Raw genomic sequence first — 26,253 nt, forward strand, 5'->3', positions numbered from 1 at the left:
GCAAAGTCGTCCCCCTGTCTCCAAGTCGTCCCTTCATCCTCTTGTTGACTGAACTCTGCCTCGGATCATACAGCAGATGTAATGCTGGTAACTGGGTTAAACATAACTATATTTGTGGTTTGAGTGCTTTGCGGTTCTCCAAGCATGATAATGGAGCAGGTGAGTTGTCTGGCTAACTGGGTTGTGACATCGCTAATGGCTAACCCTCCAGGACTGGTACGATTACGTATAAAAGGTAAAACTACTAAATCATATAATCGTGCTGCCTGCAAAATTGCTTGGGCAACATTTTCATGAGCGATAATTTGAATTTCTGGGGTATTGGTCAAAGCTAATTTAGATACCAATAGGGAGAGATGCGATCGCCTCCAAGCAATTTTACTGGAACTAGTGCGGCGATCGCACACATTTAGCACAGTAATGTGGCTCTGATTTGCCTCTGCCAGCATCTGGGCAAATTGCACAGGCTGTAATATAGGTGCTGTTAAGTTTTCTACTGGTACTAAGATGCGCTGAATTTTTTTCGGTGATTCTACTAGACGTGTCACCGCTACTGGACAATGGGATGCCCAAAGCACACCATCAATCACATTCCCAAATAAACGCGCTCGCAACCCAGTCCGTTTACCCCAACCCATAACAATTAAATTAGCTTTTTGTTCACGAGCAGCTCTGCTAATTCCCTGAGCAAAGGCATCATCAATTCGCAGCAGTGGTTCTGCGGCCACACCCAATACTCGACTTTGTGCCGTGGCTTTGGTCAATAACCGCTCACTCCGTTGTAGAGAGGCTTCTAACTGCGGTGCATCCATCTGAGCAGCAGCAGCAGCGATCGCTAGTGGTACAATTTTGCCCTGAGACTGACGCGCTAATAACGCCGCCATTTCAATCAAATACTGCTCGGTCTGAGGATTATAAACAGGTACGACTATAGTAAAAGCACTGTCTGTTTCTGGTGCGTTTTGGTTAGGTAGGGGTGGTGCTGGATCTTCGGCTGGTGAGGAATTCAAACCAACAGCTATTCTACTAGTCATCAACGGCCCCAAGGTTGATGTGACAAGCATTAAGACAATGACACTGTGTAATACTTCTAGTGGCAGCAACTCAGCCCGATATCCCACTAACGTTGCTGCTAGGGTTGTAGCAACCTGGGGAAGTGATAGCGACCAGATGGTTAGCATTTCTTGCCACTTATAGCGGTAAACCAGTTTTGTGAACAAAGCTGCAATTAATTTACTAACAATCAAACCGACTATCATCAACAGCGTTAACTTGAGCGTGTCCAGGTTGTTCACAAAGGCAGGTAGATTGATCAGTAAGCCAAGGTCAACAAAGAAAATGGGAATAAATAGCACACTGCCAATAAATACCACCTTTTCTTTGACTGGGCCTTCACCCACAGCTTCATTCACCGCCAAACCCGCTAAAAAAGCACCAACAATTTTTTCTACCCCAATCAATTGAGCGCCCACAGCCGCCAGAAACACAGAAAGCAACACAAACAAAAACTTGTTTCCTTCGTCGTCTCCAGACCGTTTGAAAAATTCTTTGCCTGCCCAATCAAAGCCTGTGACAACGGCAACAGAGTAAATAGTTAACCAACCCGATAAGGTGAGTAGTTTAGCAAAGCTGAATGCTCCAGCATGAGTGATGCCTACACAAACAGCCAATATCAGCACTGCACCAATATCTGTAAAAATCTTAGCTCCAATGGTGACAGTAACAGCTTCATTGTTTACCACTCCCAAACGACTAATTATGGGATATGCCAAAAGAGTATAGGAAGCGAATAAAGAGCCAATTAAGATTGAAGTATTCCAGCCAGAGCCTAAAATTAGCCCTACTAAGGTTCCCATCACCAGGGGTACACTGAAAGTCAAGCTAGCAAACCCAAAGGCACGACTTTTCTGGCGGCGGAACTGTTCTAGATCAACTTCTAACCCTGCGACAAACAGCAAGTAAATTAACCCAATGTCTGATAGCAGGTTAATCAGCGGCGAGTCAGACTGAAATAGATTCCAGCCTGAGGGCCCAAGTACTAGCCCTGAGAAAACCAAACCCACTAATCCTGGTAATCTTAGCCGCTCAAACATGATGGGTATAACTAAGATGACCACTAGCAAAATAGCAAAGGGAACAATTGGTTCCTTGCCAAGAACTTGGGAAGTTGGTTCCAGAACAAGAACTTGTGATATGAGTTCCATAGGTAGGAATTGAAGGGGCTATGGTAAAACTGCGATTACCTTGGGGCCAATCGCCTGAGCGATATAAATGTAGAAGCCACCTGACGAAAAATCAAAAATATTAACTTACACTAACTAGGCAATTGTTTAAGAACTAACTACCTACGGATGGATTTGACTCAAAATGAACCGCAAGCGATCATAGTCGTCTTTTAGTAGCACGCTCAGGCTACGTCCAGCTTTAATTAACCATTCTCGGTCAGCTTTGCGTAACTGGTATACATCTCGAATAGCAGCTGCGCTCAAAGACTCTACTGGCGCACCGTTAATACAAAGCAGTGTCCGCAAAAAATCTAGTTCTTCAGTAAATTTAATGATCGCTTCTGGTTCGCACCGATAAACAGCTTGATGAATTTGCGGGGGACGGGGTGGTAGATACTGATATATTCTTTGGTTATAACCTCGATTTTGGGAAGACTGCTCAAATCCCACGATCGCAGCCCGGAATTCAGTTCTGAGCATGGCAAATATTTGGGGTTGTTCCTCGCGTAAGTCTTGCAATGACAACCCCAAAGCTCTGGCCCGGTGTACGGAATCTATCGGCATGGTTGTGGCATAATACACCACAGCATAAACTTGATTGCCAGATTCTTCATCTATAGAACAGACCCAACTACCAAAAGGTGGCATGGAGGGAAAGCTCAAATCTTCCGGTTCCAAACACTGGGCCAAAAATTCGGTACTATTAGTCTCAATCACCTCCGCAATGTGGTTGGGATGGCGATCGCCAGTAGCAAACTGTGGTAGGGGGAGGCGCATGGGAGTGCTAAGTGCTGTTAGCGGATAGCTATGGTTGAGCCAGTGCTGAGTGCTGAGTTAGAAGTTATGAATGATGAGTTAAGGAATCATAACTCCTAACTCCTAACTAATCTTATTTGGCTTTTTTACGTCCGGCTGTGGTCTCTACGAGTGACAATTCGCTCAGGCGGAAGGTAACTAATTTATCCCAGTTCCCACCTTCAAATAATACGGCTACTTTGCCATCACTCACCCGTTGCACGAGTCCTTCGTAGCGGTAATAGGTATCTGCACGATTGTTGACGCGAACAGTTGCTCCAGGCAGAATCATGTTTTTAGCCTCGCTTGTTTCCTGTTATATAGCTTAATACTTTTGACAGTCCCCAGCCTAAATGCTTCTTGTCGTTACCCATATCTTTTTAATCTCTGGCTTCGTTGCCAACCCGCCTTGAAATAAATAAATTTCTCTTGCTTATAGGTTAAGTCCTTTCAAAAAGACTAAATACAAGGTTTTAAGTCATGTAAATGGTTAGACTCTGTGTGTTAGGGAAAATTTTAGTCCACTTGGATCAGTAGTTCTGAGCCGCTGAACTTAAGTTCTGGGCGGGATGTGGATCAGTGTAATACTTTAACTGTGACAAAAATGTGGCTAATGCCTAATGCACCATCCCAGATTTTCGGTTTACCCAAGAGTAGGAAGCGATCGCTAATTAGTGTTATGCCGTAGGGTAAGGCACTATCCCAGATTTTCGGTGCGTTAGGACATTAGTCCTAACGCACCCTACGAGATTCAAGCCAATGTGGATGAGGTTTTCCGACTTGTGTGTACACGGTAGCTTTAAAAAGGAGGGGGAACCAAAAGCCCTCTTTTTAAGGATCTCTTGTGCGGTAAGTCCTAAAGTCCACAGTCTAGGAGTTTTTGACTGTGCCAATTTTAGATTTTAGATTTTAGATTTTAGATTTTAGATTTTAGATTTTAGATTTTATTTGGTTCATGCCCCGCCCCGCACAACTCTTGGAGACGCTAACGTGGGCGGAACAAATCCAAAAGACGCTCTCTTACGAGACGCTCTTGCTAGCTTGCTTCCCCGTAGGGGTACGCGGACTCGCTCTAAGCGTTGGCGCAGCCTCTCTAAGAGTTGCCATGCCGCAGGCTTTACGCTGCGCTATCGTCAATTCCATTATCCAAAATTGGTTGACCCTTGACTCATGAATAATACTTCTGTCTTTGGCGAAAATTTGCTACCGATTCTACTATTCCCAAGGAAATGAAGTTGGTCAGCATAGCAGAACGCCCATAACTCATCCAAGGTAGCGGAATTCCTGCCACAGGCGCTAAACCTACAGTCATGCCAACATTAACAATCACCTGAAACACGATCATGGAAAAAACGCCAATAGCTAACAAGGAACCAAAGTTATCTTTGGCGGTTTGGGCAATATGCAGTAGACGGAAGCAAATTAAGCAGAAGACAAACAGCACTACCAAACAACCAACAAAACCGAATTCTTCCCCCACTGCTGAGAAAATAAAATCTGTATGCTGTTCAGGTACAAAATTCAGTTGTGTCATTGGCCCCTTGAACAGACCCCATCCCCAAATTTCACCAGCACCAATAGCAATGCGAGATTGGATTAAGTGATACCCAGCACCTAGTGGATCATGATCGGGGTCCATGAATACAGTTAGCCGCTCTTTTTGATACAGTTTCAAAATATGGTTCCAGGCGAAAACTCCTAATTCGCCACCCAGTATATTGAGACTCCATGCACTGATAGCACCGAAACCAAATCGACGCCAAGGAAGAGTTTGCCAGCCCACAATCGCCATCGCAACTGACCAAACTAGCCCTAATGGGCCAAAAGATAGTTCTTTGAATAAAACTATCGGCTCTGATAAAGGCCAAGATATACTCAGCAAAATGGCGGCAACCACCGGAGAAACCATCAGAACTAACCAGCCTGGGTTAGCATTTGCCCAGTAAAGCATTCCTAAAACGATCGCACCAAATACCAGTGATGTTGCTAAATCTGGCTGTAAAAATACTAATCCCCAAGGTATAGCAGTGATTGCCAGAACCCGGAAAACACCTTCAAGACTAGAAGCAGTGCGCCTGTGTAGCAAAGCTGCTAAGGTGATGATCATGCCGACTTTGGCAAATTCTGAGGGTTGCACGTTAAAACCAGCGATACTAATCCACCGCTGCGCCCCTTTGGCGCTAGTACCAGCAATCATCACGGCGATTAAGCTAAAGTTCGTTAGTGCGTATGTTACCCAGTGCCACTGCATCAAGAGTTCGTAACGCGTGCGAGATAAAAATAGAGCTATAAGCACACCGATACCCGCTACCAGCCAGTGCCACCACCAGTCAGTTACTGGCTGCTTCAGTTCCGTGCTGAGGATCATGATGCCACCAAAGATACTGACAGCAATTGGCAAACAAAATAGTAGCCAATCTACATCCTGCCAGGGCTTAACCCAAGACTTCCAGCGAATTTTGGGGAGCGATCGTTTTAACAACATTGTGCCAGTTTAGACTTTTTTAAGTGTTGGGCATTGGGCACTTGTACTGAGCGGAGTCGAAGTAGCCGAAGTATTGGGCATTGCTTATTCTCGTTGTCCCTCTAAAGTTCTGATTTAAGGAAGTCTTATCTCAAACTTCTCTACTTATCTTCCTTGTCCCCATGCCCCATGCCCCATACCCAATCCCTAGTATTCCCAAGCTATAGCCCAAAAAGTAGATAGAAATTAAAATTAATTATGTCAAAGCAGCAACTGATACTTTACCAGCAATAGTAAGAGCGATCGCTGTTAATGCTTTTGCTGAAGCTGAATCTGGCTCACCAACGACTATCGGTACACCGCTATCACCGCCAACTCGTGTGGATATCTCTAGCGGCACGCACCCCAACAGTGGCACTCCCAATTCGGCGGCTGTTTTGGAGCCACCACCGGAACCGAAGATATCATACTGCTTATCCGGTTGATCGGGGGGGATAAAATAGCTCATATTTTCCACGATCCCCAATACCGGGACATTCATCTGCTGGAACATCCGCAATCCCTTGCGAGAATCTAACAAGGCTACAGTTTGCGGCGTGGTGACAATTACCGCCCCTGCCATCGGCACTGCTTGGGTTAAAGTTAACTGAGCATCTCCGGTTCCCGGTGGCATATCTACAATCAAATAGTCCAGTTCTCCCCATTGCACTTGATAGAGAAACTGGCGAATTACACCATTGAGCATAGGCCCACGCCAAATTACTGGTTGATCTCGGTCAATCAAAAAGCCCATTGAAACTAATTTGACGCCGTGATTAAAAGCAGGTTCTAGGATATCACCTGTTTCGGTTGAGCGGACAGTAATTTGGGCATCAGCTAAACCCAGCATGGTAGGGTCATTGGGGCCGTAAATATCAGCATCTAGCAAGCCGACTTTCGCCCCAGTTTGAGCTAAAGCTACTGCTACATTCACCGCCACTGTACTTTTACCAACGCCACCTTTGCCACTGGAAACAGCAATGATATTTTTCACCCCAGAAATGCCAGTGCGATCGGGCAAACTTTTTTGTTGTGGTGTTTCTGCCGTCACTTCTATGCTTACATCTGTAACACCTGGGAGCTTTTTGACAGCTTTCTGACAGTCTTCAACGATAAATTCACGTAAAGGACAGGCAGGAGTGGTCAACACCAAAGTGAAGCTAACCTTACCATCGTCAATTTTCACGTTGCGAATCATATTCAGTTCTACCAGACTTTTGCGGAGTTCTGGGTCTTCTACTGGTCGCAACACTTCTAACACAGAGCGGGAGTCAAGGACATCGTACATAAAAATTCAAAATTCAAAATTGAAAATGAAAAAATACACTCGTGGCGAACATCTTAGTTATTAACTGGATGCTTTTTTAAGTAAGGTCAGCTTAGTGTTTTCACTGTTCCTGCCGTAACAAAACTTAGCAAATTGCATTATTACCTAATAGAATCTTAACTTTCTTTAGGGATTAGTTATTGGGCATGGGAAAAGAAGCAGGGGAGCAGAGGGGAGTATTTTCCCCCTTTCACCTACAATAACTGCCCCTCTGCCTCTTAAAAATCTCTAGTCCCCATCACCTAAAAATCAAAACAACTGTCATTAAGGGATTTTTTCTTGCCAGATACCGTTGATAATGCCGTCTTTTCTACCGCCTCTACTAAAGACCGTGCTACGCGGTCTGCATAAGGACGGGATAAAGACCAAATCAGGGGCGATAACCAACCGCGTAGCGTTACAGAATAAGACAGACAAGTACCACAAACCGTTGACTCTACTTGATAAGTCACCCGTTCCTCTATCCCAGGAATCGCCAGCACTCGGATACTCAACATCTCTCTATGATTGACGCGCTCCACAAAAATTCGGATGGGAATCGGCCAAAAGCGTGTTACAGCATGAAAAATTAATCCTGGTTTGGGTACTAATCCGTAGGGCACGTTAGTACTCTTAAGTAGTGGATGCCAGGAAACATCTGTTAAGTCAGCCACTTTTTGCCACAGTTCATCTACAGAAGCCGAACTAATCTCTCGATACGTCCGCACCAGAGAAGCGCAAAACCGACGACGTTTACGGTGGATGAATTTGGATAACCAACCTTGCATTTTTTTAATCCTCCTCCTTCCTAAACACTTTCTGGTAACTCTGGTATGGTGGGCAACTACGCTCAGTTCGTGACAAGAACGTTACCCTGCGGGATCTTGCTACGTTTATAACCGCTTTATATCCCGCCACTGATTTGGAGTACCAAATGAGCGTGGGGGACGAGGGCGCGAAATAATTAAAATTAACAAAAAAAACTCAGTCAATATATAAGCCTATACGCATTTGAGGGAAAATAACTCTAGTGATGCCCATCAATCGGATAAATGCTTAACCAGTAATAAAAAAGCGGGTTGGGTAAATACAGCTTGATTGTTGGCGCCTGTTTTCCCCAAATTTGAAGATAAGAAATTTGTGGCTTTCTGGAAATTGTAATTTAGGTTCGGGAATCTATGTTGACCAACTCGCAAATACCAACTGTAGCAGCAGAATCATCGAAGTCTTTGCCAGCAACTGACGCTCAGACTAGGGTCAGTCAGTTTATGAAACAGCTGCAAGACGAAATCACGCAAGCGTTAACAAAACTAGATGGTGTGGGCGAGTTTCTCGAAGATAGTTGGGAACGCCCAGAAGGAGGTGGAGGGCGATCGCGCGTGCTGCGCGAAGGTGCAATATTTGAACAAGCAGGTGTAAATTTTTCTGAAGTTTCGGGTTCACATTTGCCAGCCTCAATTTTAACCCAACGCCCGGAAGCAGCAGGGCATGGCTTTTATGCCACGGGCACTTCAATGGTATTACATCCTCACAATCCTTACGTGCCCACAGTTCATCTCAATTATCGCTACTTTGAAGCTGGTTCAGTTTGGTGGTTTGGTGGTGGTATTGACTTGACACCTTATTACCCCTTTGCTGAAGATGCGGCACATTTACACAAAACATTAAAACAGGCTTGTGACCAAAACCACCCAGAATATTACCCGGTGTTTAAGCGGTGGTGTGATGAATATTTCTACCTGAAGCATCGTGATGAGACACGGGGCGTAGGTGGTCTGTTTTTTGATTACCAAGATGGTCAGGATGCTTTATATCGCGGGCCAAATCCGAATGGGGAAGCGGCTATTTATAGCAACCAAGTAGGAACACCAGCAACCCGCAGTTGGGAAGATTTGTTTGCCTTTGTGCAAGACTGTGGCAGAGCATTTTTACCAGCTTACGTACCAATTGTAGAACGGCGACATGGGATAGAATACGGCGATCGCCAACGGAATTTTCAACTCTACCGCCGGGGACGGTATGTAGAATTTAACTTAGTTTATGACCGAGGCACTATTTTTGGTCTACAAACCAACGGACGCACCGAATCAATTCTCATGTCCCTACCACCCTTAGTGCGCTGGGAATACGGCTATAAACCGGAACCCAATTCCCCCGAAGCCGAGTTGTATGAAACCTTCCTTAAGCCTCAAGATTGGAGCAACTGGACACCCAGACAATAGTTGAGTTAGGAGTTAGGAGTTAGGAGTTCTTCCCTATCTCCCTCCCATATCCTCCTCATCTTCTCCACTCCCCACTCCCTCATTTGAAATTGCTACTCAGCACTGTTTTGGTGAGTTAAACTACCAAAGGTAAGCACTTAGCAGAAAAAGGTGACAATTTTAGCTATAGCTTGTTAATCTCTAGTGACAGCATTAGAAAATTCTGTAAGTAGTTAATCTTAAGAGGAATGCCACGGGGAGGGCTTTAGTGATTCAGATAGACCAAAAAAGTTATACAACCCAAGATGGAAACACCGTTATTGTCCTGACACCGGCAGGTCGCCTAGATATCACCACTGCTTGGCAATTTCGCCTGAAGTTACAGGAGTGTATTTCCAAACTCAGTCGCCATGTAGTTGTAAATCTGGCTCAGGTAAACTTTATTGATAGTTCTGGTCTTACGTCTTTGGTAGCTGGAATGCGTGATGCTGATAAAATCAAGGGCAGTTTCCGCATCTGCAATGTACATCCAGAAGCTAAACTTGTGTTTGAAGTGACGATGATGGATACTGTCTTTGAAATCTTTGAAACAGAAGAGGAAGCTTTAGAAGGTGTACCTCGTAGCATCGCTAGCTAAAAAAGAGTTAGGAGACCCGATTAATCGTGTCTGTACAGGAGTTGGGAGTTAATTCAAACTTCATCACTTATGATATGAATCATAACTTTAACTTATTGAATACTGATTTCGCTTGGTGTAGCGATAAGGGCCCATAATCGCTCCCCAAGTTGCTTTTCCAGTTGCTGGATCAATTCCTTTGTCGTAGCTGTGAAATTCTGCCGTTGTGGCTTCAAATCCCAAGGAAACATCCACGCTATTGCCAAGATAACTAAAGCTGCAACGAGTCTCTGGTAGTGGGGTAGCGGTAAACTTATAGCGATCGCGGGTTAGTGTTTCTTGAGTAACTGTTAGGATACAACCTGGTAGTAAATCTAATTGTTCGGGTGTCAGTGTGTTTAGTAAAGCAGGGTTATGACCTGCACCGATTAATGCACCTGGATCTTGAGGCATATAGTATTGCACTTCCAGAGATGTATCAGAGTTGCTCCTCTGACGTAACCGCATAATTCGCTGGCGGTAAGGTTTATCTAGGTTAATAACGTTAGCCTGTTCGGCAAACAGGGTGATACTATCTTCTATGAACAAATTAACTGGTCTTTGCCACAGGCGCAGGTGGACATACCAAACTGGTTCTTTTATGGCTTGTTCTCGATTATCAAATTCACCAGCAAGGTACTCACCTAAAGCAATTAACTGTGGCGAGAAATTCATAAATGTGATAAACGAATCATTAAAGATGATAATTTTTGGCTAGTTTTTTAGGGGAAAGGGTCTTATCCCCTGTGACTACCAGATGAGAAAATACTTCTTATTTATCTATATTGTAAATGAAACCGTCACCAGCCAAAAGCTAAACTTGGCAAAGTAGCCTTTAAGCGAGAAAATAAGAATACGTCGCCCTTAACATTTTCTTTGTGAATAACGTCCGTACTGTCTCTGATACAAAACGAACTTTTTACAATCTTCACACCCGTCCGATTAACACTATTTATCGTCGGGTAGTTGAAGAATTGATGGTGGAAATGCATCTGCTGTCAGTAAATATCGATTTTAGCTACAATCCAATTTATGCCTTGGGCGTCGTCACTACCTTTGACCGCTTCATGCAAGGCTATCTACCAGAACGGGATCAAGAATCAATTTTTAACGCCCTATGTCGGGCTATAGAACAAGATCCGCAACACTATCAACAGGATGCCGCAAGATTGCAAGCTGTAGCTAAAGGTTTGCCAGTTAAAGATTTAATCGCGTGGTTGGGCCAAACTACTTTCTTAGATCGAGATGCTGACTTGCAAGCGCAACTGCAAGCGATCGCCAATAACCCTAACTTTAAATACAACCGTTTGTTCGCAATTGGTATATTTTCGTTATTGGAACAGTCAGATCCCGAATTGGTCAAAGATGAAAAGCAACTCACGGAGGCGCTGAAAGCGATCGCTGCTGGCTTGCACCTGTCCGATGACAAACTCAACAAAGATTTGGAGCTATACCGTTCTAATCTAGACAAGATGGCGCAAGCACTGGTGGTGATGGCAGATATGCTCTCAGCCGATCGCAAAAAACGCGAACAACGTAAACAACAATCAACTACCCCAGTTGCTCCCCCGAGTTCTAACGAATAGTTAGAAAATGGGAGTGATGAGTTAGAAGTTAGGAGTTGTTAATAACTTTTAACTCCTAACTATTAACTCCTAACTTTTTATTTTAGACGCCCAATAATTTGTATATTAAGCTGTTAATTATAGTCAGCATAAATGCCCCAATAACAGCACTCCAAATCCCGTAACGCAAGCCAAAGCCTTCTACTAACAAAGCAGCAATATTAAAGCAAACTACGGCAATCATAAATGTGAAAATGCTGGATAACAAGTCCAATGTGAGTAAATTTGGGACTGCAAAAACGATGCTTAAAATCGGTCTGACTATTGCTGTTACAATACCAAGCACTGCGGCAGAAAGGAAGGCTTTACCTGGAGTGTCAATTTCGACTCCCAGAGGCAATTTGCTAATTATCAACAGGCTGATAGCTGTTACTACCCAAACAATTAAAAGCGTCATAATATTCATGCCACAATCCCTGAAACGTGAATGGCAATTGGTGATAAATTACTTCAGTTTATTCGGTGTAAAATCTTTAAAGCTCAACCAATTATCTATAAATTAGCAGGAAATTTTTCTCTAACCGAATTTTATTTTAGATATCTTTAGGTTTGGGAAAGAGCTTGAAGGGGAGTGGAAAGAGAAGAGAAATTCTAACTCTCCCCTGCTCCCCTGGTTACTGAGCTTGTCCTGAGCGGACTTGTACTGAGCATCTCAGCTACTTCGGCTGCGCTCAGTACAAGTCCGCTCGATGGAACCGGAGTCGAAGTAGCCGTTCGCGCAGCGTCCCGTAGGGAAGGAAGTCGAAGTATGCTCCCCCTTGCCCTATCTCATCTTTTAAGAGGAGGTTGGGTTTTTTTAGGTGCTACAGGCGCTTGAGATGCTGGTGGGTTGGAAATACCAGGATTGATAGGACTGATACCTTGTCCAGTTGGAGGTTGACTTACGCCAGGAAAGGGTACGGAATTAGGTGCTAAGGGAAATTTCGGGTTAAGATTCCCTTGGGGATTGATGCCTGGAACTGGTGCAGCACCAGGATTGACTGGGAAAGAGGGGATATTAGGCTGGTTGAGTAAGTTTGTGGGTGGTTGAGATGGGCCAGGAATAATTCCCAAAGAAACGCGATCGCCCCCTACTTGCCGCAGCAAATCCAATGTCTCAATGACATCATTGTAAGTTGCTGTCCGCGAAGCATTCAGTACCACAACAGCACTGGGGTTTGCTTGGAGAAACTGTTTTAACCTCGCTCCCAAATCCTCCCGTTTGACAAGCTGTTTTTCTATGTAAGTATTGCCAACAGCATCGATAGTTACAATCAGACTTCCACTCTGTGATGTTATGCCAGATACTGAACTGGCGCTGGCTTTGGGCAAATCAACATTTATTGCCTGTTGCCGTGTAAATTGTAAAGCCGCTAATAAAAAAAACGTCAGAATACAAAAAACGACATCAATTAAAGGGATGATTTGAATTTGGACTTCTTCAATTGGAGTATGTAGATTAACTTTCATTTTCTCAATTTAAACGCCTGGTTTTGGGGTTGAATTCTTGACTAATTAGATGCATTCGGGGGTTCAGGAGGTTCAGAAACCTTAGTCTTTCCTGGCTTGCGGGGTGGAGTGAAATTTTCCGGCACAATTGCTGATGTACTATTACTAAAATCAGGTGGAGACTGGCGGTAGAGCAATTCCATCTCATTTCCTGCCTTCCGAAAAACTTTGACTTGGTTGACTACAAAACTTTGAAATAGGCGGTAAAATATCAAACTAATAATGGCAACTATTAACCCCGTTGCAGTAGCAATCAGGGATTCACCAATACCAGTAGTCACCCCAGCTGTAGATTCAGTTCCCAAATCGCCAATCCGAATTGCTCGTAAAGCGCGGATTAAACCCAAAACCGTGCCCAACAATCCCAGCAATGGCGCTAGGGCAATTACGGCTTCTAAAAGTTTTTCACCTCGCCGCATTCCAGCCAATTCGTCTTCTGCTGTAGCCTCCAGTGCTAGTCGAAAGGTTTCTGCATCAGTTTTTGGAAAACGTAAGGGGGCGTAGAGAAAACGCCCAACAGGCTGATGGCTTGCAAGTCTTGCAATGTCCGCAGCTACTTGCCAATTATCCTGGGCAGCATCCAGGATGCGATCGACTATTTGCTTTTCCTGAGTCAAAATTCGCAACCAGAACCACAAACGCTCGAAAATCACACTCAAAGACAGAATCGACAGAACTAACAAAGGCCACATTGCTGGCCCGCCCTTATAAAACAAATCTAAAATATCCACTGTTTAAATTTCCTCCCTCTATGACTAGAGCAAATGTGCTAAAGCATTTTAATTCTAGAGATTAATGCAAAATGAGGGACTTCCAAAATATAAATTTCTCGAAAACCTAAAAAGACAGTGCAAGCATGGGTATTTGACTTAGACTGCTGTAGAAACTTGCTGCTGGGTAGGATTTGCCTCTATTTCCTGATAGGTGCGATTGGCGTTTACTTCGTCTGAAGCATCGATTGCATTCACCAGAACATTTATCAAGACTTGATTGAGTTGTCCAGGATAGCATTCCGCTTCAAAATGAAAACCCTGTCCAGAGCGGCTAACATCCAAACGCCGTAAAAACTCACTAGTAATGCTTCCTCATCGGTAGGTTCCATCCTGCATTAGTGCTTCGCCTTCGTAAAAGCAGATAAATTTACACTCAAGAGGCGAAACTTTAGACTTATATAGCTAGGATTCCCCTCTAAAATACACAATCAACATCCATATAATTTATTTGTTGTCAGAGAATTACTAGACTCTTGTGCAGAATCGCAGATTACGAGTAGCGTCTTCCTAACTAACTAGGGCGGTTATTCCCACCAGAAGTTTTTAGGAGAATTTGCCAAAATTAAAAATAACTGGAGGTTCAAAATATGAAATTTTCAATCCAATCACTTTACACCTGGTATCGCGATGTGCTTCGTAACCCCAAGTACCGTTGGTGGGTAATTTTAGGAACATTAGTCTATTTGATCAGCCCAATTGATATTCTTCCAGATTTTATACCCGTTGTGGGACAGATTGATGATGTTTTCCTTTTGACCCTGCTAGTTGGTGAGGTGTCTGGGCTAGTAATTGAAGGCTGGAAAGCTCGTAAGGGTGATATAGCGACTGAAGCACCTGATACTACTGAGGCTTCTACCTCCACTGCAAGCACCATTGATGTTGATGCTGTTTCTGTTAAGTAGTTTTGCAAATAAAATAAAATTTAACCAATTCCCTACTTCGCTGTCTAGCAACAACCGCACTTTTGAAGTAGGGAATATTTTTTGTCAATAATCCTTTTAGTCAACCGATAATAAACAATACTTATAAGCCTTCTCAATAATTTATTTATATCCAATGTAGCGAAAAAGCATAGTTATCTGTGGTACTAGTCATTTTTTCTGAATTTATGTAAACATTTTTGACGATCTCGATTACACTTAAAATATACTCCTAAAGGTTGAAAAAGCATATTTTATTACTTTTTCCACAAAAAAATCCAAATAAACAAAGATATTTTTATGTATATCTAAACCATCTATTGAAATCTTGAAGAATCTGTAATAAGTAATAGCAGGTAAGCAATTATGCCTGTAATTCTTTGTATTGGCACTTTTTTGAATAGTTTGCTTACATGTGAACATAATTTAAACCCCTAAAAAGCAGGAAGAGAACCATGAAATTTGACGAAATCAGTGAAAAAGTTAAGGATGTACCTTATATTACTCCTGAAAACGCACGTTACTTATATGATTTGATTCTGCGTGAGAAGCTGACAAATATTCTTGAATTAGGAATAGCACATGGTACTGGAACTTGTTACATGGCTGCTGCACTAGATGAGCTTGGTATAGGGAAAATTACATCTGTGGATTTGCTAGAAGCAAAAGAATCATTTCAACCGTCAGTAGAAGAACAGTTAGCAAAAACTGGTTTAGAGAATTTTGTGCAAATTGTTCGTATGCAAACAGGTTATACCTGGTTTTTGCATGATGATATTAATAGACTGACTACAAACGATGTTTGCCAAGAAGAATATGATTTGTGTATAATTGATGGTCCTAAAAACTGGGCTATTGATGGATTTACCTTTTTTCTCGTAGATAAATTGCTAAAACAAAATGGTTTGATAATATTTGATGATTATAACTGGACATATGCGGATGCAAGTAAAACACGAGATGTAACTGATGGAATCACTCACCGTAATTTGTCGGAAGCAGAAATAAATACACCTCAAGTCCGTGAAATTATTGACCTTTTAGTCAAGCAACATCCCAACTATTCTGAGATTTTAGTGTATCCAGACCGGAGTTGGGCTATTGCAAGAAAGAAAACTTCTGAGGGTAAAAAATATACTATTGAATTTAACGAGACTTACACAAGTGGTTTTGCTAAGATCAAACGTAAGCTCCAGAAACTGATTAAGTAGATGGGTGAAAACTGGGCAGAATATGGGCAGTGTCCATAAAATTATTGAAATGCTTGCTTGATTGGGTATATATAGCAGTTTTATTTTGCATAAAGTACAAAGCTACGGGTTTTGAGGCAGGAGGTAGAAACTTTCTATATCTGATGCGTGAGTCCTGCGTTTTGTACTTCACTTACTTGCAAACTGCTGTATAGATTTGTAGCTCTTTTTATTGCTAGACACTAGTTATGCTTGGCAATAAGCATTATTAAGTGTGCATCCGGAGAGAGTATTATTCCATTGTGGATGTTATTCTACACCGATAGCAAATTCTGAGCGATGAAATATAGCTATCTAGGTTTAAAAATCTTTAACAAATTCTGTCAAGAACCTGAATGCCTTCAAAATATAATTGGCACAATCTCTAGGAGAGGTATTGTAAAACGATCGCCACGCACTAGCTTTATCCTCATCATAGCGATCGCTGCGATGAGTATGGTTTTCTAGCCACGCCAATCGCACTGCATGACCAATTAACACATCCAACACGATATATTCTTCAATTTGCAGGTTGGGATTATTAGCTGTGATCGCTCCTAATTCTATTAATGCTTCTATATTAACTTGGCGGTATTCTGGAGCTTCAATTTTATTCAAAAGATGCTCAACTAACAGAGCAAAATTTCTTTCCCCCGCTGTCATTTCCGACAGCATTATCTCACTATCTAAACGATTGCGCCGCTCTAGTTTATCCCCAATTACTAGCCCTTTGCAATGTCGCATTAATAGCCAAACCTGCTTAAAAAACTCTTTTGGTACGCGCCCCGTCGCACCCTCGGCTTGACGAAACCGCCGCCAACCGCCTGGTGGGACTTGTATTTCTTCAGTGATTGCTGGTAACACCACCCAAGCGATATCACTTTCTTTTTGTTTGACGTGCAGTGATTCTTGCTGGCGTAACAGGTTACTCATGCCAGTATATCCAGTTAATACCTGACGCAAGCGCATTTTAACTTCAAAGGGTGAAAGTTGCATTAAGTAATCGTATGCTTCATCTTGGGTAACATGCAATTCTCGCGCTAGTTCGCTGGTAATCAATAAGATGAGATAGCCGACTCTCAACGTCAGTAGTCCCTGAAATAGTTCAGGTTCTGAGCGAATTAAGACACCAAGATAGATTAAAATCTCTTGAGTAAGGACGCGATCGCGTATATCTTCACGACAAAAATGATTAATTTTATCAGCGATTTCATCATGAGACATGGGTACGGTAATCAGAGACGCCTCACTGTAAGCTTTACCCACAGCAATTTGCTTACCCCGTACCAAAATACTCGTCACTGCATCTGATAGGCTGATATCAACCATTTGCCGCAATCCCGCAGCCCGGCGTACCACTGCCCAAATACTTAAATCTCCAGCTTTGGTGTAAACTTCATCGAGTAAATCGGCTACGGTGACGCGATATCCTGGGCCGCCATACCCTGTATCAAATTCCATTCCCTGCAAGCGAGTTAAAGTTTGCAATAACTCAATTTGCTCGTAAATATTCTCTGATGAGCGCAAATAAGAAAGTAATAACCCCAAGTTGGTTTCACACTCCATTTGAAATTCTTGGGTATGTCCTAAGCGCCAGTTTTTCTCAGGATGATAAGCTAGATAATAGCAACGTAGTCCAGCATTTTTCACTGGCGATCGTGAGAATTCCGCATTTGGAAGAAAATCAATTCTTTGGATTCCAGCTGTCAGCATTAGCTGATTGAGCCGCCCTAATTTCACCCGCACACCGTTACAAACACCATCTTTCAGTTCTTGCATCAGTTCTAGTAATGCCTCAGAACCGATTTCTAACATGGTGTGCGTCAACATTAAAGTCAGAGTCGGACGCCCTAAATCGCTCCAATATTTTTGAATGTAAGCTAGTTCACTTCTAATTTGATCCAGCAAAAAATGGTAATCGAGGGTTAAGTAAAACTGTTGAGAGTCTGAAAATGAAGGTAAAAATACAATTGTTTCACCGCGAATCCGAAAGATTCTAGATGTTGTCAAACTCCGCAACCGCCGCACTGGCCTCCCAGTTAAACCAAGTTTGGCGTTACGTCCAATTTGGGTATATATAGCGGAAAATTCTCCAGCTTTTCTCACCTGAATCGGTTCTACTTGGGTGGGTGTTTGTGCTTCAATTCCGTGAACTTCTAGTTTCGTCTGTAAGTCTTCATCTTCTGCTAATAAAGCAATTTGTACCAATGCTTCGCGCTGTTTTCCCACACACAAATGTCTTCCCAAAGGGTCGATATCACCAACCGCCAGCAATCCTTCACTCAACATTTCACTTAGAAGATATAAACTCTGTGCCCACACCAAGGGAATATTTTCATTGGGCAAACGTGGTTGCGTTTGGGGTGCTAACTTTTCAGCTTCAATGTTTTCTGCTGGAACGTAATAAAGTTCTGGCAATAAACGCAATCCATCTTGTTCGATGAGTAATGATTCTAAAAGCTCTTGGTATTTTTGAACTTGTTCTTGCTCACCCCGAAATAATCCATCTAGAACTAAATAAGTGAAAAATAAGGGCCATTCGCATTCAATATGTTCAAATTGCTTCAGTTCCCACGGTTCGTAATGTAAGCGGTGATTGTCTTCTAAAACAGTTTGGTGTCCATCACGCAAGAAGCGTTTGCAGCCGTATTTACCTGCGAGTTTATTGATAATATCGTTTAAAGTGCGATCGCGTAACTGCGAGTCTTCCACTGCAAAGGCAGGATAACTAATAATACTTAACAGCGCCGCATCAATTTCTTTGGAACCAGATTCCCTCGGTAAAAGGGATTCTAAAGTAATCCGGGCGCGGGCGATTTCATCTGGTAGCACATGAATTACCGATGCTTGACTACCACGCACACCAAACAAATCTAGTCCATTGATAGCTTCTAAAGCAGCTTTTGCCATGCCTACGGAACTGGCATTTAACTCAGCATTACCACGATTAATTTTATTACCACGTTCCCAAATGCCGTAATCTGGTGTGCGGTAAGCTCGTCCAATGTAGTAAACCAAATTTTGGACGAAATTCACTTCATCAATCGTATAAATTATTTGCAATCCGGCAGCGGTCATTTGTGCCAATATCAGTAAAAATATAGATGTGGCATCAAGTTGCAAATGTCCCCATTGGTCATCACCAACAACAATGTCGCCAGTCGTGGTATTATACTTGGCGTGCAGTCCATCCAGTAGCGACTGAGTATGTTTAAATGTCTCTACTTTATGAGCCTGTCGCATCATCGCAAAGAGCAACCCGCGCATCAGTTTGATCACACTGTGTTCTAGTTCATAGGTGCGTCCTTGATCGTCGTCAATTTTGCGGTATGCAAGTCCTAAACCCCAAACTGCCAAAATGCTGTAAACGTTGTCTCGCACCCAGGCATCAGTATAATCACCGTGGGCTGTAATCGCTGTACTCGCAGGTAGTAAACCAGTAATCGGATTCTGCCGAGTTAGAATGATCGTTTTGATTTGCTGGTAGTAATACTCCAGGCGAGCTAGCAATTTGGTAGATGTTTTCATGATTTGGTTCAAAACTACTTGCAGAATTCGACCCTATGACTGTGAAGTGAATTACTTAAACTAAGCCAGAACAAGTTCTGTAATGGTTGATGGGATAACAGCTAAGGGTGGTGTGAGTTTATTATTATCTCGTGTTAATAGGTTTCTGGGTAGTGAATTTTAGTGATCCCAAACTAAAATACGATATTTGTTCAAATCCTCCTTTATACATGTAAAATTTTATACCTATATTATTTTATAATTCTAAAGAAGGATCAAAAATCCAAATAAACTTTATTTAATGCTACTATCGGCTAAAAATCAAGGATATCGGTGCGTAGACGCTCTTAGCGGTGAGCCAGTCCGGTGGACGGGTTCCCCGGCATAAAGGAACTGGCTGTCTTCGTAGCGGTGATAGCGCAGCGTAAAGCCTGCGGCATGGTAACTCTTAGAGACGCTACGCGTAGCTTGCTTCCCCGCAGGGGTACGCTTAGAGCGAGGAACGAGCGTCACCCGTAGGGCTTGTAGCAGACATCACTGCAATGCTTTTTGTTAAAAAAACCACATCCAGGACATCAGGAACCGCCAAAAGATATCTGTCCGTCTGCGGGCTGGATGCTTTGCGTTGTCTAGCTGTTAGAGAACTGCAATAAGTCTTGTTAGATGTTTGCACCCTAAGTATTTAAATTAAAATTATATGTATATACACAGTTAGTATGATTATTTATCACTAAATATAGCTCGTTTGGTAGTTTCATTACTTAAGTAAGAAAGTGTATACATTACTCATGTAAGATAAATTAAGCTATAATCTCAGCGATTGTATCAAGTAAAAATATACTTCTATTAGATATGCGATCGCATATCTTTTTAAAATGCCAAACTCCAGCTTGAAAGATGACCCATTATGGTTTAAAAATGCAATTATCTACGAACTAGGTGTTCGGACATTTGCTGACAGTAATGGTGATGGTATTGGTGATTTTCAAGGGCTGACAGAAAAACTAGACTATTTACAAGATTTAGGTATTACTGCTATCTGGTTGTTACCTTTTTTCCCTTCACCACTAAAGGATGATGGTTACGATATTGCTGATTACACTAGTGTCAATTCTATCTATGGCACGTTGGAAGACTTTAAAGCGTTTTTGACAGCTGCTCATCAACGGGGTATCCGTGTAATTATTGAGTTAATTATTAACCATACCTCTGACCAACATCCTTGGTTTCAAAGAGCACGTCGTGCCCCAAAAGGGAGTCAGGAGCGAGATTTTTATGTTTGGAGTGATACTCCGGAAAAATACCAAGAATCGCGAATTATCTTTCAAGATTTTGAGACATCTAACTGGGCTTGGGATTCAGTTGCCAAAGCTTATTGCTGGCATCGTTTCTATTCCCATCAGCCTGATTTGAATTATGACAATCCTTTGGTGCGCCAGGCAGTATTTGATGTTCTAGATTTTTGGTTGGAGATGGGTGTAGATGGACTACGTATGGATGCTGTACCTTATCTATACGAACGGGAAGGAACGAACTCCGAAAACTTACCCGAAACCCATGCGTATTTGAAGGAGTTGCGATCGCACATCGACGCAAAATTTTCTAACCGGATGTTACTAGCTGAGGCGAACCAATGGCCTGAAGATGCAGCTCAATATTTCGGTGAGGGGGATGAGTGTCACATGAACTTTCATTTTCCGCTAATGCCGCGCTTGTTTATGGCATTGCGGATGGAAGATAATTTCCCGATTGTAGATATTCTCCAACAAACTCCATCCATTCCTGATAACTGTCAGTGGGCATTGTTCCTCCGCAACCATGACGAACTGACTCTAGAAATGGTAACAGATGAAGACCGCGATTTTATGTATGGGGTCTATGCCCAAGACCCAGTGATGCGGGTAAATTTAGGCATCCGCCGCAGATTAGCGCCACTTTTAGGCAATGACCGCCGCCAAATTGAGTTACTCAATAGTTTACTATTATCCCTACCAGGAACCCCCGTACTTTACTACGGTGATGAAATTGGCATGGGAGATAATGTTTATCTAGGCGATCGCAATGGTGTTCGCACACCTATGCAGTGGAGTTCTGACCGCAACGCCGGTTTTAGTCGCGGCAACCCACAACGCTTGTATCTACCTGTCATCGTTGACTCAGAATATCACTACGAAGCCCTCAACGTCGAGGCACAACGAACTAATACCAATTCTCTCTGGTATTGGATGAAACGTATAATTGCTACTCGCAAACGGTTTCCGGCATTGGGTGAAGGGCATTTTGAATTGCTACAGTCTAATAATCGCAAAGTTTTTGCCTTCAGCCGGATCGCCTCTGAAGAACAAATCTTGGTAGTAGCAAATTTATCTCGTAATGTGCAAACGGTGGCGTTAGATTTATCAACCTTCAATGGGCTACTACCAGTAGAAATTTTTGGTTCCACTGAGTTCCCACCGATTACAGAATCGCCCTATTTCCTCAGCTTAAGTCCTTACGGGTTTTACTGGTTCACCTTACAACGCAAACCTAGCTTGACTCAATCTCTTAAACCCCAAGCAGACTTAGTAACTCTGTTGGTAAATGGTTCATGGCAGAATGTGATTGGGCAACGAGAGTCAAAAAGCATTCTAGAATCAACGTTGCGGGATTACCTCTATACCTGTAGCTGGTTTGGCGGCAAAACTCGGACTGTACAATCAACACAAATCATTGAAGCGATTTCTTTACCCTATAACCAGCAGATAGCTCAAATTGTTTGGTTGCAGGTAGATTATATCCAGGGAAACAATGAAACTTATCTGTTGTTTCTCGCCTATGCAGAAGGTGAGCAAGCCACACATCTTTTGGCAGAAATGCCGCAAGCTGTGATTACACGGCTTGGGGTGCAAGGCAGAACAGACACTCCTCCACCCAATACTCAAGAAGTTGGAATTTTATTTGATGCTTTAGCAGACAAGAACTTTCTCACCTCACTGCTAGATGATGCAATCGCTAATCATCACTCTTATAAAGGGATAACCGGAGAATTATTTGGCACTACTACTGATTTATTCTTGGAATTGCGCTCAGAGTTAACCAATCGTGAGCCAATTGTCCTGAATAAAGAAGAACAAACCAATACTTATATAGTTTATGGCGATCGCTTATTGTTGAAACTCTTCCGCAAAGTCGAGGAGGGTTTGCACCCAGATTTAGAAATCCGGCGTTTCCTATACCAGAAAAAACGCTTGCAAGACTCAGTTTTCCTAGCTGGTGCTTTAGAGTACCACCGTGCAAATAAAACAGGCAATAAAACTGCCCTACCCACGACTATAGGCATATTACAAGAGTTTATTTCAGATATTCGCAGTGGCTGGGACTACACCCTTGATAGTTTGCAAAAGTACTTTGATTTAGTGACCACAGAACACGCCACTATTACCGAAGTGCCTCTTCCATCAGGTTCTTTATTGGATTTACAGAGAATTGAGATTCCAGAATTGGCAATTGCAACTATCACTTCTTACCTGCAAAGTGTTGAACTGTTGGGTAAATCTACAGCTGAATTCCATATAGCGCTGGCTACAAATATAGATAACTCAGACTTTGCTCCAGAATCTTTTTCATCACTTTATCAACGTTCGATATATCAAAATGCACGTAACTTAACCGGACAAGTATTTCGGTTGTTAAAAGAACGAGCAAACTACTTGCCAATCAATACTCAACCATTAGCATTGGAAGTTCTTAATAGCCAAGAGAAAATTTTAGAACGCTTTCAGTTAGTTGTCAGACAAAAAATTACTGCATTGCGGACTCGTTATCATGGAAACTACCATTTAGCGCAAGTATTTTACACAGGAAAAGACTTTCTTATTCCTGATTTTGAAGGCAAAGCAGATCGCAGTTTCAGCGAACGACGCATAAAGCGATCGCCTTTACAAGATGTAGCAGGAATGTTGCTATCTTTCAACTATGCAGTTAACGAAGCTCTCCACTATCAAAAAGAATCTGGGATGATCCTGCCTGAAAATTTACCCCTTATAGAACAATGGGGAGAGTTTTGGTATACCTGGGTCAGTACTAGCTTTTTGAATTCTTATTTAGAAACTGCTAATAAAGAATCTTTCCTTCCAAAGACAACAGAAGAACTAGATGTGCTACTTTTTGCCTATCTTCTAGAGGAAGCGATTGATGCACTAGGCGATGAACTAAATAATCACTCTGAGCGGGTAGAAATTCCACTCAAATTTATTCTGCAATTATTGAGTGAAACTGCTTAAATAGTTTTCCTAGTACAAACTAATTGTAAGAAATAAATGATATTAGGAGGAATAAAAATGAGTAACAAAACTGGTGAACTGACAAGAACAATTTTTTGGAAAGGAAATGCAGAAGAATTTCTCGGTAAGTATTATAACTTACAATTTATTCCGAGAATAGGTGAAGAAGTACAATTAAAAAACAAAACATGGCTAGTGAAGAGAATTATTTATACTCCCGAAATAGATGACATAACTATCATTTTGGAAGATAAATAGTTTCACCAGTGTTACTGAATCAACTAATTTTAGTGTCTTCGTGTTTTGGTGGTTAATAAAATTTATTTTGAAACCACTAAGGCACAAATACACGAAGATAATTCAAGATTAATGAACTATGTCCTCGTAATATTTAAGTATTAATATTAGTAATCAAGCACAAATAAGCAAGGTTTTAAATATTCTCTAATAACAGTAATAAAAGAGCTTTAAGTACTCTGTGTTGACTTGGCAAGATAACCATCCTGATTGGATTGCATCTGAAGCGATCGCCAAAGCTTAAACAGATTACCGCGACTATGAGGTGAAACTTACCAACCCATTTCTGATTCTCTGTCGTCCAGGTGATTACGTATGAAGTTGCTTAATACCAAATACTACTTGTAATGTTGTAAATACTTTAACTCTATAAAGTTTACAATTAAATTCGTTGATTGGCTTGACATAGCTTGTAGCAGTAGTAACGTATCCTTTACTTTTTCAATAATTAAATTTTCTGGGTGTGTCATATCCCCTTTAATGCATAGAGGATGTTTAAAAAGTGGGAGGCTATTGTAAAATCTAGTTTAAGTTACACCAACTGGACTTACGAAAAAACGAACCGCGAAGGGCGCAAAGTACACATAGACGCAGCAGCGGCTTCCCGCAGGTTAGGAATAAGAGTTTTAGAGAGTTATTACGTAAGCCCTAATGAAAATTACCTGAAACTCAGGGCAATTAAATTAATTATTAGTGATAAATGTCACAAATACTGAATATTAGTATTCAGTATCTACCGGAGAGGGCTATTCCGGGTTAGGATGATGAATAGCGATGCCTTAATTCAGATATCGATATTGAATTGTTGAGATTTTATGGACCATAGTCCACAAGATGGCAGTATCAACCTCCTCTGACCTGGCGAGGAAGTCTCCCAGCGCGGGGGAGACTTAGGAGATATAATTATGCTCACAGAAGATATTCGTGATTTGCTGACTGATACTACCGATTTAAACCAGTTGAAATGGGATTTAAATCGCTTACAACCTGTGGATGTGGGAGAATACATTACACAATTGCCTGAAAAAGAACGCGCGATCGCATTCCGTTTACTCAACAAAGGTCAGGCAATTGATGTATTTGAATATTTGCCAACAGAGGTGCAGCAGGAACTAATTAATTCTCTGCATGATGTCCAGGTAGTGCACCTTGTAGAAGCGATGAGTCCTGATGAACGGGCAGAATTGTTTGACGAACTACCTGCTGGCGTAATCAAACGACTATTGCAAGAACTCAGTCCAGAACAAAGGCAAGCAACAGCAACGATTCTCGGCTATCCAGAAGGCACTGCTGGGCGGGTGATGACAACCGAATATGTCCGGTTACGGCAAGGATTGACTGTAGGTGAAGCCCTAAGTAAAATCCGCCGTCAGGACGAAGACAAGGAGTCGATTTACTACGCCTACGTCACAGATGACAACCGGACACTGGTGAGAGTAGTTTCACTGCGCCAGTTGCTGTTTACCTTTCCCGATGTTTTCATCAAGGATATTTCTAGCGATCGCGTCATTAAGGTGAGAACTGAAACTCCTCAAGAAGAAGTGGCGCGAATCATGCAGCGCTACGACTTAATCGCTATCCCCGTAGTTGACCGAGAAGACCGATTGGTCGGCATTGTCACCATCGACGATGTGATGGATATTTTGGAAGAGGAAGCCACAGAAGATATTCAAAAACTAGCGGGTGTGGGTGGTGATGAAGCAGCTTTATCCTCTCCCCTACTTACCATCCGCAACCGCTTGCCTTGGCTGTTGGGCATCATGGCACTGTATATTGGTGCCGCCAGTGCGATCGCGCCTTTTCAATCTGTAATCGCCGCAGTGCCAGTTCTAGCAGTAATCATGCCGATTTTTTCTAACACTGGTGGCACTGTTGGTATTCAATCATTAACGGTGACAATCCGCGGCTTGGGAGTAGGTGAGGTAACACCCAAAGATACCTTGAAAATTCTTCGTAAAGAACTTTTAGCCGGTTTAGCCACAGCCCTAGTTTTAGCCACAACGATGATCCTGCTTTCCTTAATTTGGGCACGACCTCAAGAGCGATGGGTGGCTTTAATTGCCGGAATGGTAATGGCAACTAATACAATTGTGGCTGTTACACTCGGCACTTTACTGCCAATGGGTTTGAAACGACTGAAGCTTGACCCTGCCCTAGTTAGCGGGCCGTTGGTGACTACAATGCTAGATACTATTGGGTTTTTAACGTTCCTTACCCTGATTTCGTTTGCTTTGCAGGTATTACATTTACCAAGTTAATGGACGGATGAAAGACCAAGAAAATCTGAAGTATCCTAACGTTTTGAAGCACATTCAGGCAGAGTCTGAAGCCCTAAATTTTCGTATGGCTTCAGACTCACAGACAGGTTCTTTTCTAATACCAAGTTGCAATAGATAGTATTATTTAATGGAAGTAAAATTGGTGTACAGTGATGCCTCGGACTCGGATTAAGATCATTCCTCACCTG

Annotated in this window: 21 protein-coding genes; 8 read left to right on the forward strand and 13 right to left on the reverse strand. The window is 42.4% G+C overall.

Features of this window, described 5'->3' with window-relative positions:
• Nucleotides 1-65: 65 nt before the first annotated feature.
• The 6 genes from V7K49_RS23465 to V7K49_RS23490 all read right to left on the reverse strand — a co-directional run bounded on the left by V7K49_RS23465 (nt 66) and on the right by V7K49_RS23490 (nt 7,617).
• The gene (locus V7K49_RS23465) at nt 66-2,204 is read right to left on the reverse strand and encodes a cation:proton antiporter domain-containing protein (RefSeq protein ID WP_335207728.1); all 2,139 of its coding nucleotides are present in this window, start codon (nt 2,202-2,204) and stop codon (nt 66-68) included.
• A 141-nt stretch (nt 2,205-2,345) separates the two neighbouring features.
• Nucleotides 2,346-3,002 carry an HAS-barrel domain-containing protein gene (locus V7K49_RS23470; RefSeq protein ID WP_334873129.1) on the reverse strand — a complete coding sequence of 219 codons (657 nt, stop codon included), beginning with the start codon at nt 3,000-3,002 and terminating at the stop codon, nt 2,346-2,348.
• A 112-nt stretch (nt 3,003-3,114) separates the two neighbouring features.
• Nucleotides 3,115-3,312, reverse strand: a complete 198-nt coding sequence (locus tag V7K49_RS23475; RefSeq protein ID WP_273766774.1) for an NAD(P)H dehydrogenase subunit NdhS — start codon at nt 3,310-3,312, stop codon at nt 3,115-3,117.
• An 876-nt stretch (nt 3,313-4,188) separates the two neighbouring features.
• On the reverse strand, nt 4,189-5,505 hold the full coding sequence (gene rodA, locus V7K49_RS23480) for a rod shape-determining protein RodA (protein ID WP_334873124.1): 1,317 nt from the start codon (nt 5,503-5,505) through the stop codon (nt 4,189-4,191).
• A gap of 235 nt (nt 5,506-5,740) precedes the next feature.
• Nucleotides 5,741-6,811 (reverse strand): Mrp/NBP35 family ATP-binding protein, encoded by a 1,071-nt coding sequence (locus V7K49_RS23485; protein ID WP_273766777.1) that lies wholly within the window; start codon nt 6,809-6,811, stop codon nt 5,741-5,743.
• A gap of 281 nt (nt 6,812-7,092) precedes the next feature.
• Nucleotides 7,093-7,617, reverse strand: coding sequence for an SRPBCC family protein (locus V7K49_RS23490; RefSeq protein ID WP_273766779.1), 525 nt, complete (start codon nt 7,615-7,617; stop codon nt 7,093-7,095).
• Nucleotides 7,618-8,007: 390 nt separating this feature from the next.
• Between V7K49_RS23490 and hemF the strand changes: the two genes are divergently transcribed.
• Both hemF and V7K49_RS23500 read left to right on the forward strand, forming a co-directional pair.
• A complete protein-coding gene (hemF, locus tag V7K49_RS23495) occupies nt 8,008-9,051 on the forward strand; it encodes an oxygen-dependent coproporphyrinogen oxidase (RefSeq protein WP_335207729.1) in 1,044 nt (347 codons plus the stop codon).
• 247 nt (nt 9,052-9,298) lie between these two features.
• A complete protein-coding gene (locus V7K49_RS23500; RefSeq protein ID WP_273766782.1) occupies nt 9,299-9,667 on the forward strand; it encodes an STAS domain-containing protein in 369 nt (122 codons plus the stop codon).
• A gap of 87 nt (nt 9,668-9,754) precedes the next feature.
• Here the strand turns inward: V7K49_RS23500 and V7K49_RS23505 are convergent, their stop codons facing one another.
• Nucleotides 9,755-10,360, reverse strand: coding sequence for a chromophore lyase CpcT/CpeT (locus V7K49_RS23505; protein WP_335207730.1), 606 nt, complete (start codon nt 10,358-10,360; stop codon nt 9,755-9,757).
• Nucleotides 10,361-10,563: 203 nt separating this feature from the next.
• Here V7K49_RS23505 and psb29 point away from each other — a divergent pair, with 203 nt between their 5' ends.
• Nucleotides 10,564-11,271: a photosystem II biogenesis protein Psp29 gene (gene psb29, locus V7K49_RS23510; RefSeq protein WP_334873116.1), complete on the forward strand. Its 708-nt coding sequence runs from the start codon at nt 10,564-10,566 to the stop codon at nt 11,269-11,271.
• A gap of 82 nt (nt 11,272-11,353) precedes the next feature.
• On the opposite strand, the gene V7K49_RS23515 is transcribed toward psb29, so the two are convergent.
• The 4 genes from V7K49_RS23515 to V7K49_RS23530 form a co-directional block, all read right to left on the reverse strand.
• Nucleotides 11,354-11,716, reverse strand: a complete 363-nt coding sequence (locus V7K49_RS23515; protein WP_334873114.1) for a phage holin family protein — start codon at nt 11,714-11,716, stop codon at nt 11,354-11,356.
• A gap of 362 nt (nt 11,717-12,078) precedes the next feature.
• Entirely contained in the window at nt 12,079-12,759 is a 681-nt protein-coding gene (locus tag V7K49_RS23520) for an ExbD/TolR family protein (RefSeq protein WP_334873112.1), read from the reverse strand.
• A gap of 41 nt (nt 12,760-12,800) precedes the next feature.
• Nucleotides 12,801-13,529, reverse strand: a complete 729-nt coding sequence (locus tag V7K49_RS23525) for a MotA/TolQ/ExbB proton channel family protein (RefSeq protein WP_273766788.1) — start codon at nt 13,527-13,529, stop codon at nt 12,801-12,803.
• Nucleotides 13,530-13,667: 138 nt separating this feature from the next.
• The gene (locus tag V7K49_RS23530) at nt 13,668-13,853 is read right to left on the reverse strand and encodes a hypothetical protein (protein ID WP_334873109.1); all 186 of its coding nucleotides are present in this window, start codon (nt 13,851-13,853) and stop codon (nt 13,668-13,670) included.
• 305 nt (nt 13,854-14,158) lie between these two features.
• On the opposite strand from V7K49_RS23530, the gene V7K49_RS23535 reads away from it, so the two are divergent.
• On the forward strand, nt 14,159-14,473 hold the full coding sequence (locus V7K49_RS23535; RefSeq protein ID WP_334873106.1) for a YkvA family protein: 315 nt from the start codon (nt 14,159-14,161) through the stop codon (nt 14,471-14,473).
• Nucleotides 14,474-14,946: 473 nt separating this feature from the next.
• Nucleotides 14,947-15,702: a class I SAM-dependent methyltransferase gene (locus V7K49_RS23540; RefSeq protein ID WP_334873104.1), complete on the forward strand. Its 756-nt coding sequence runs from the start codon at nt 14,947-14,949 to the stop codon at nt 15,700-15,702.
• Nucleotides 15,703-16,041: 339 nt separating this feature from the next.
• Here the strand turns inward: V7K49_RS23540 and V7K49_RS23545 are convergent, their stop codons facing one another.
• Both V7K49_RS23545 and V7K49_RS23550 read right to left on the reverse strand, forming a co-directional pair.
• On the reverse strand, nt 16,042-19,248 hold the full coding sequence (locus tag V7K49_RS23545; protein WP_335207731.1) for a glycoside hydrolase family 15 protein: 3,207 nt from the start codon (nt 19,246-19,248) through the stop codon (nt 16,042-16,044).
• A 300-nt stretch (nt 19,249-19,548) separates the two neighbouring features.
• Nucleotides 19,549-19,740 carry a hypothetical protein gene (locus tag V7K49_RS23550; protein WP_335207732.1) on the reverse strand — a complete coding sequence of 64 codons (192 nt, stop codon included), beginning with the start codon at nt 19,738-19,740 and terminating at the stop codon, nt 19,549-19,551.
• Nucleotides 19,741-20,102: 362 nt separating this feature from the next.
• Between V7K49_RS23550 and treS the strand changes: the two genes are divergently transcribed.
• From treS to mgtE, 3 genes are all read left to right on the forward strand, one after another.
• Nucleotides 20,103-23,489 carry a maltose alpha-D-glucosyltransferase gene (gene treS / locus V7K49_RS23555; protein ID WP_335207733.1) on the forward strand — a complete coding sequence of 1,129 codons (3,387 nt, stop codon included), beginning with the start codon at nt 20,103-20,105 and terminating at the stop codon, nt 23,487-23,489.
• A 57-nt stretch (nt 23,490-23,546) separates the two neighbouring features.
• A complete protein-coding gene (locus V7K49_RS23560; protein ID WP_334873097.1) occupies nt 23,547-23,747 on the forward strand; it encodes a hypothetical protein in 201 nt (66 codons plus the stop codon).
• A gap of 944 nt (nt 23,748-24,691) precedes the next feature.
• Complete coding sequence (mgtE, locus tag V7K49_RS23565) at nt 24,692-26,044, forward strand: magnesium transporter (RefSeq protein ID WP_334873095.1); 1,353 nt, start codon at nt 24,692-24,694, stop codon at nt 26,042-26,044.
• Nucleotides 26,045-26,253 lie beyond the last annotated feature (209 nt).

Source organism: Nostoc sp. (genome assembly GCF_036919675.1).
Lineage (GTDB): Bacteria > Cyanobacteriota > Cyanobacteriia > Cyanobacteriales > Nostocaceae > Nostoc.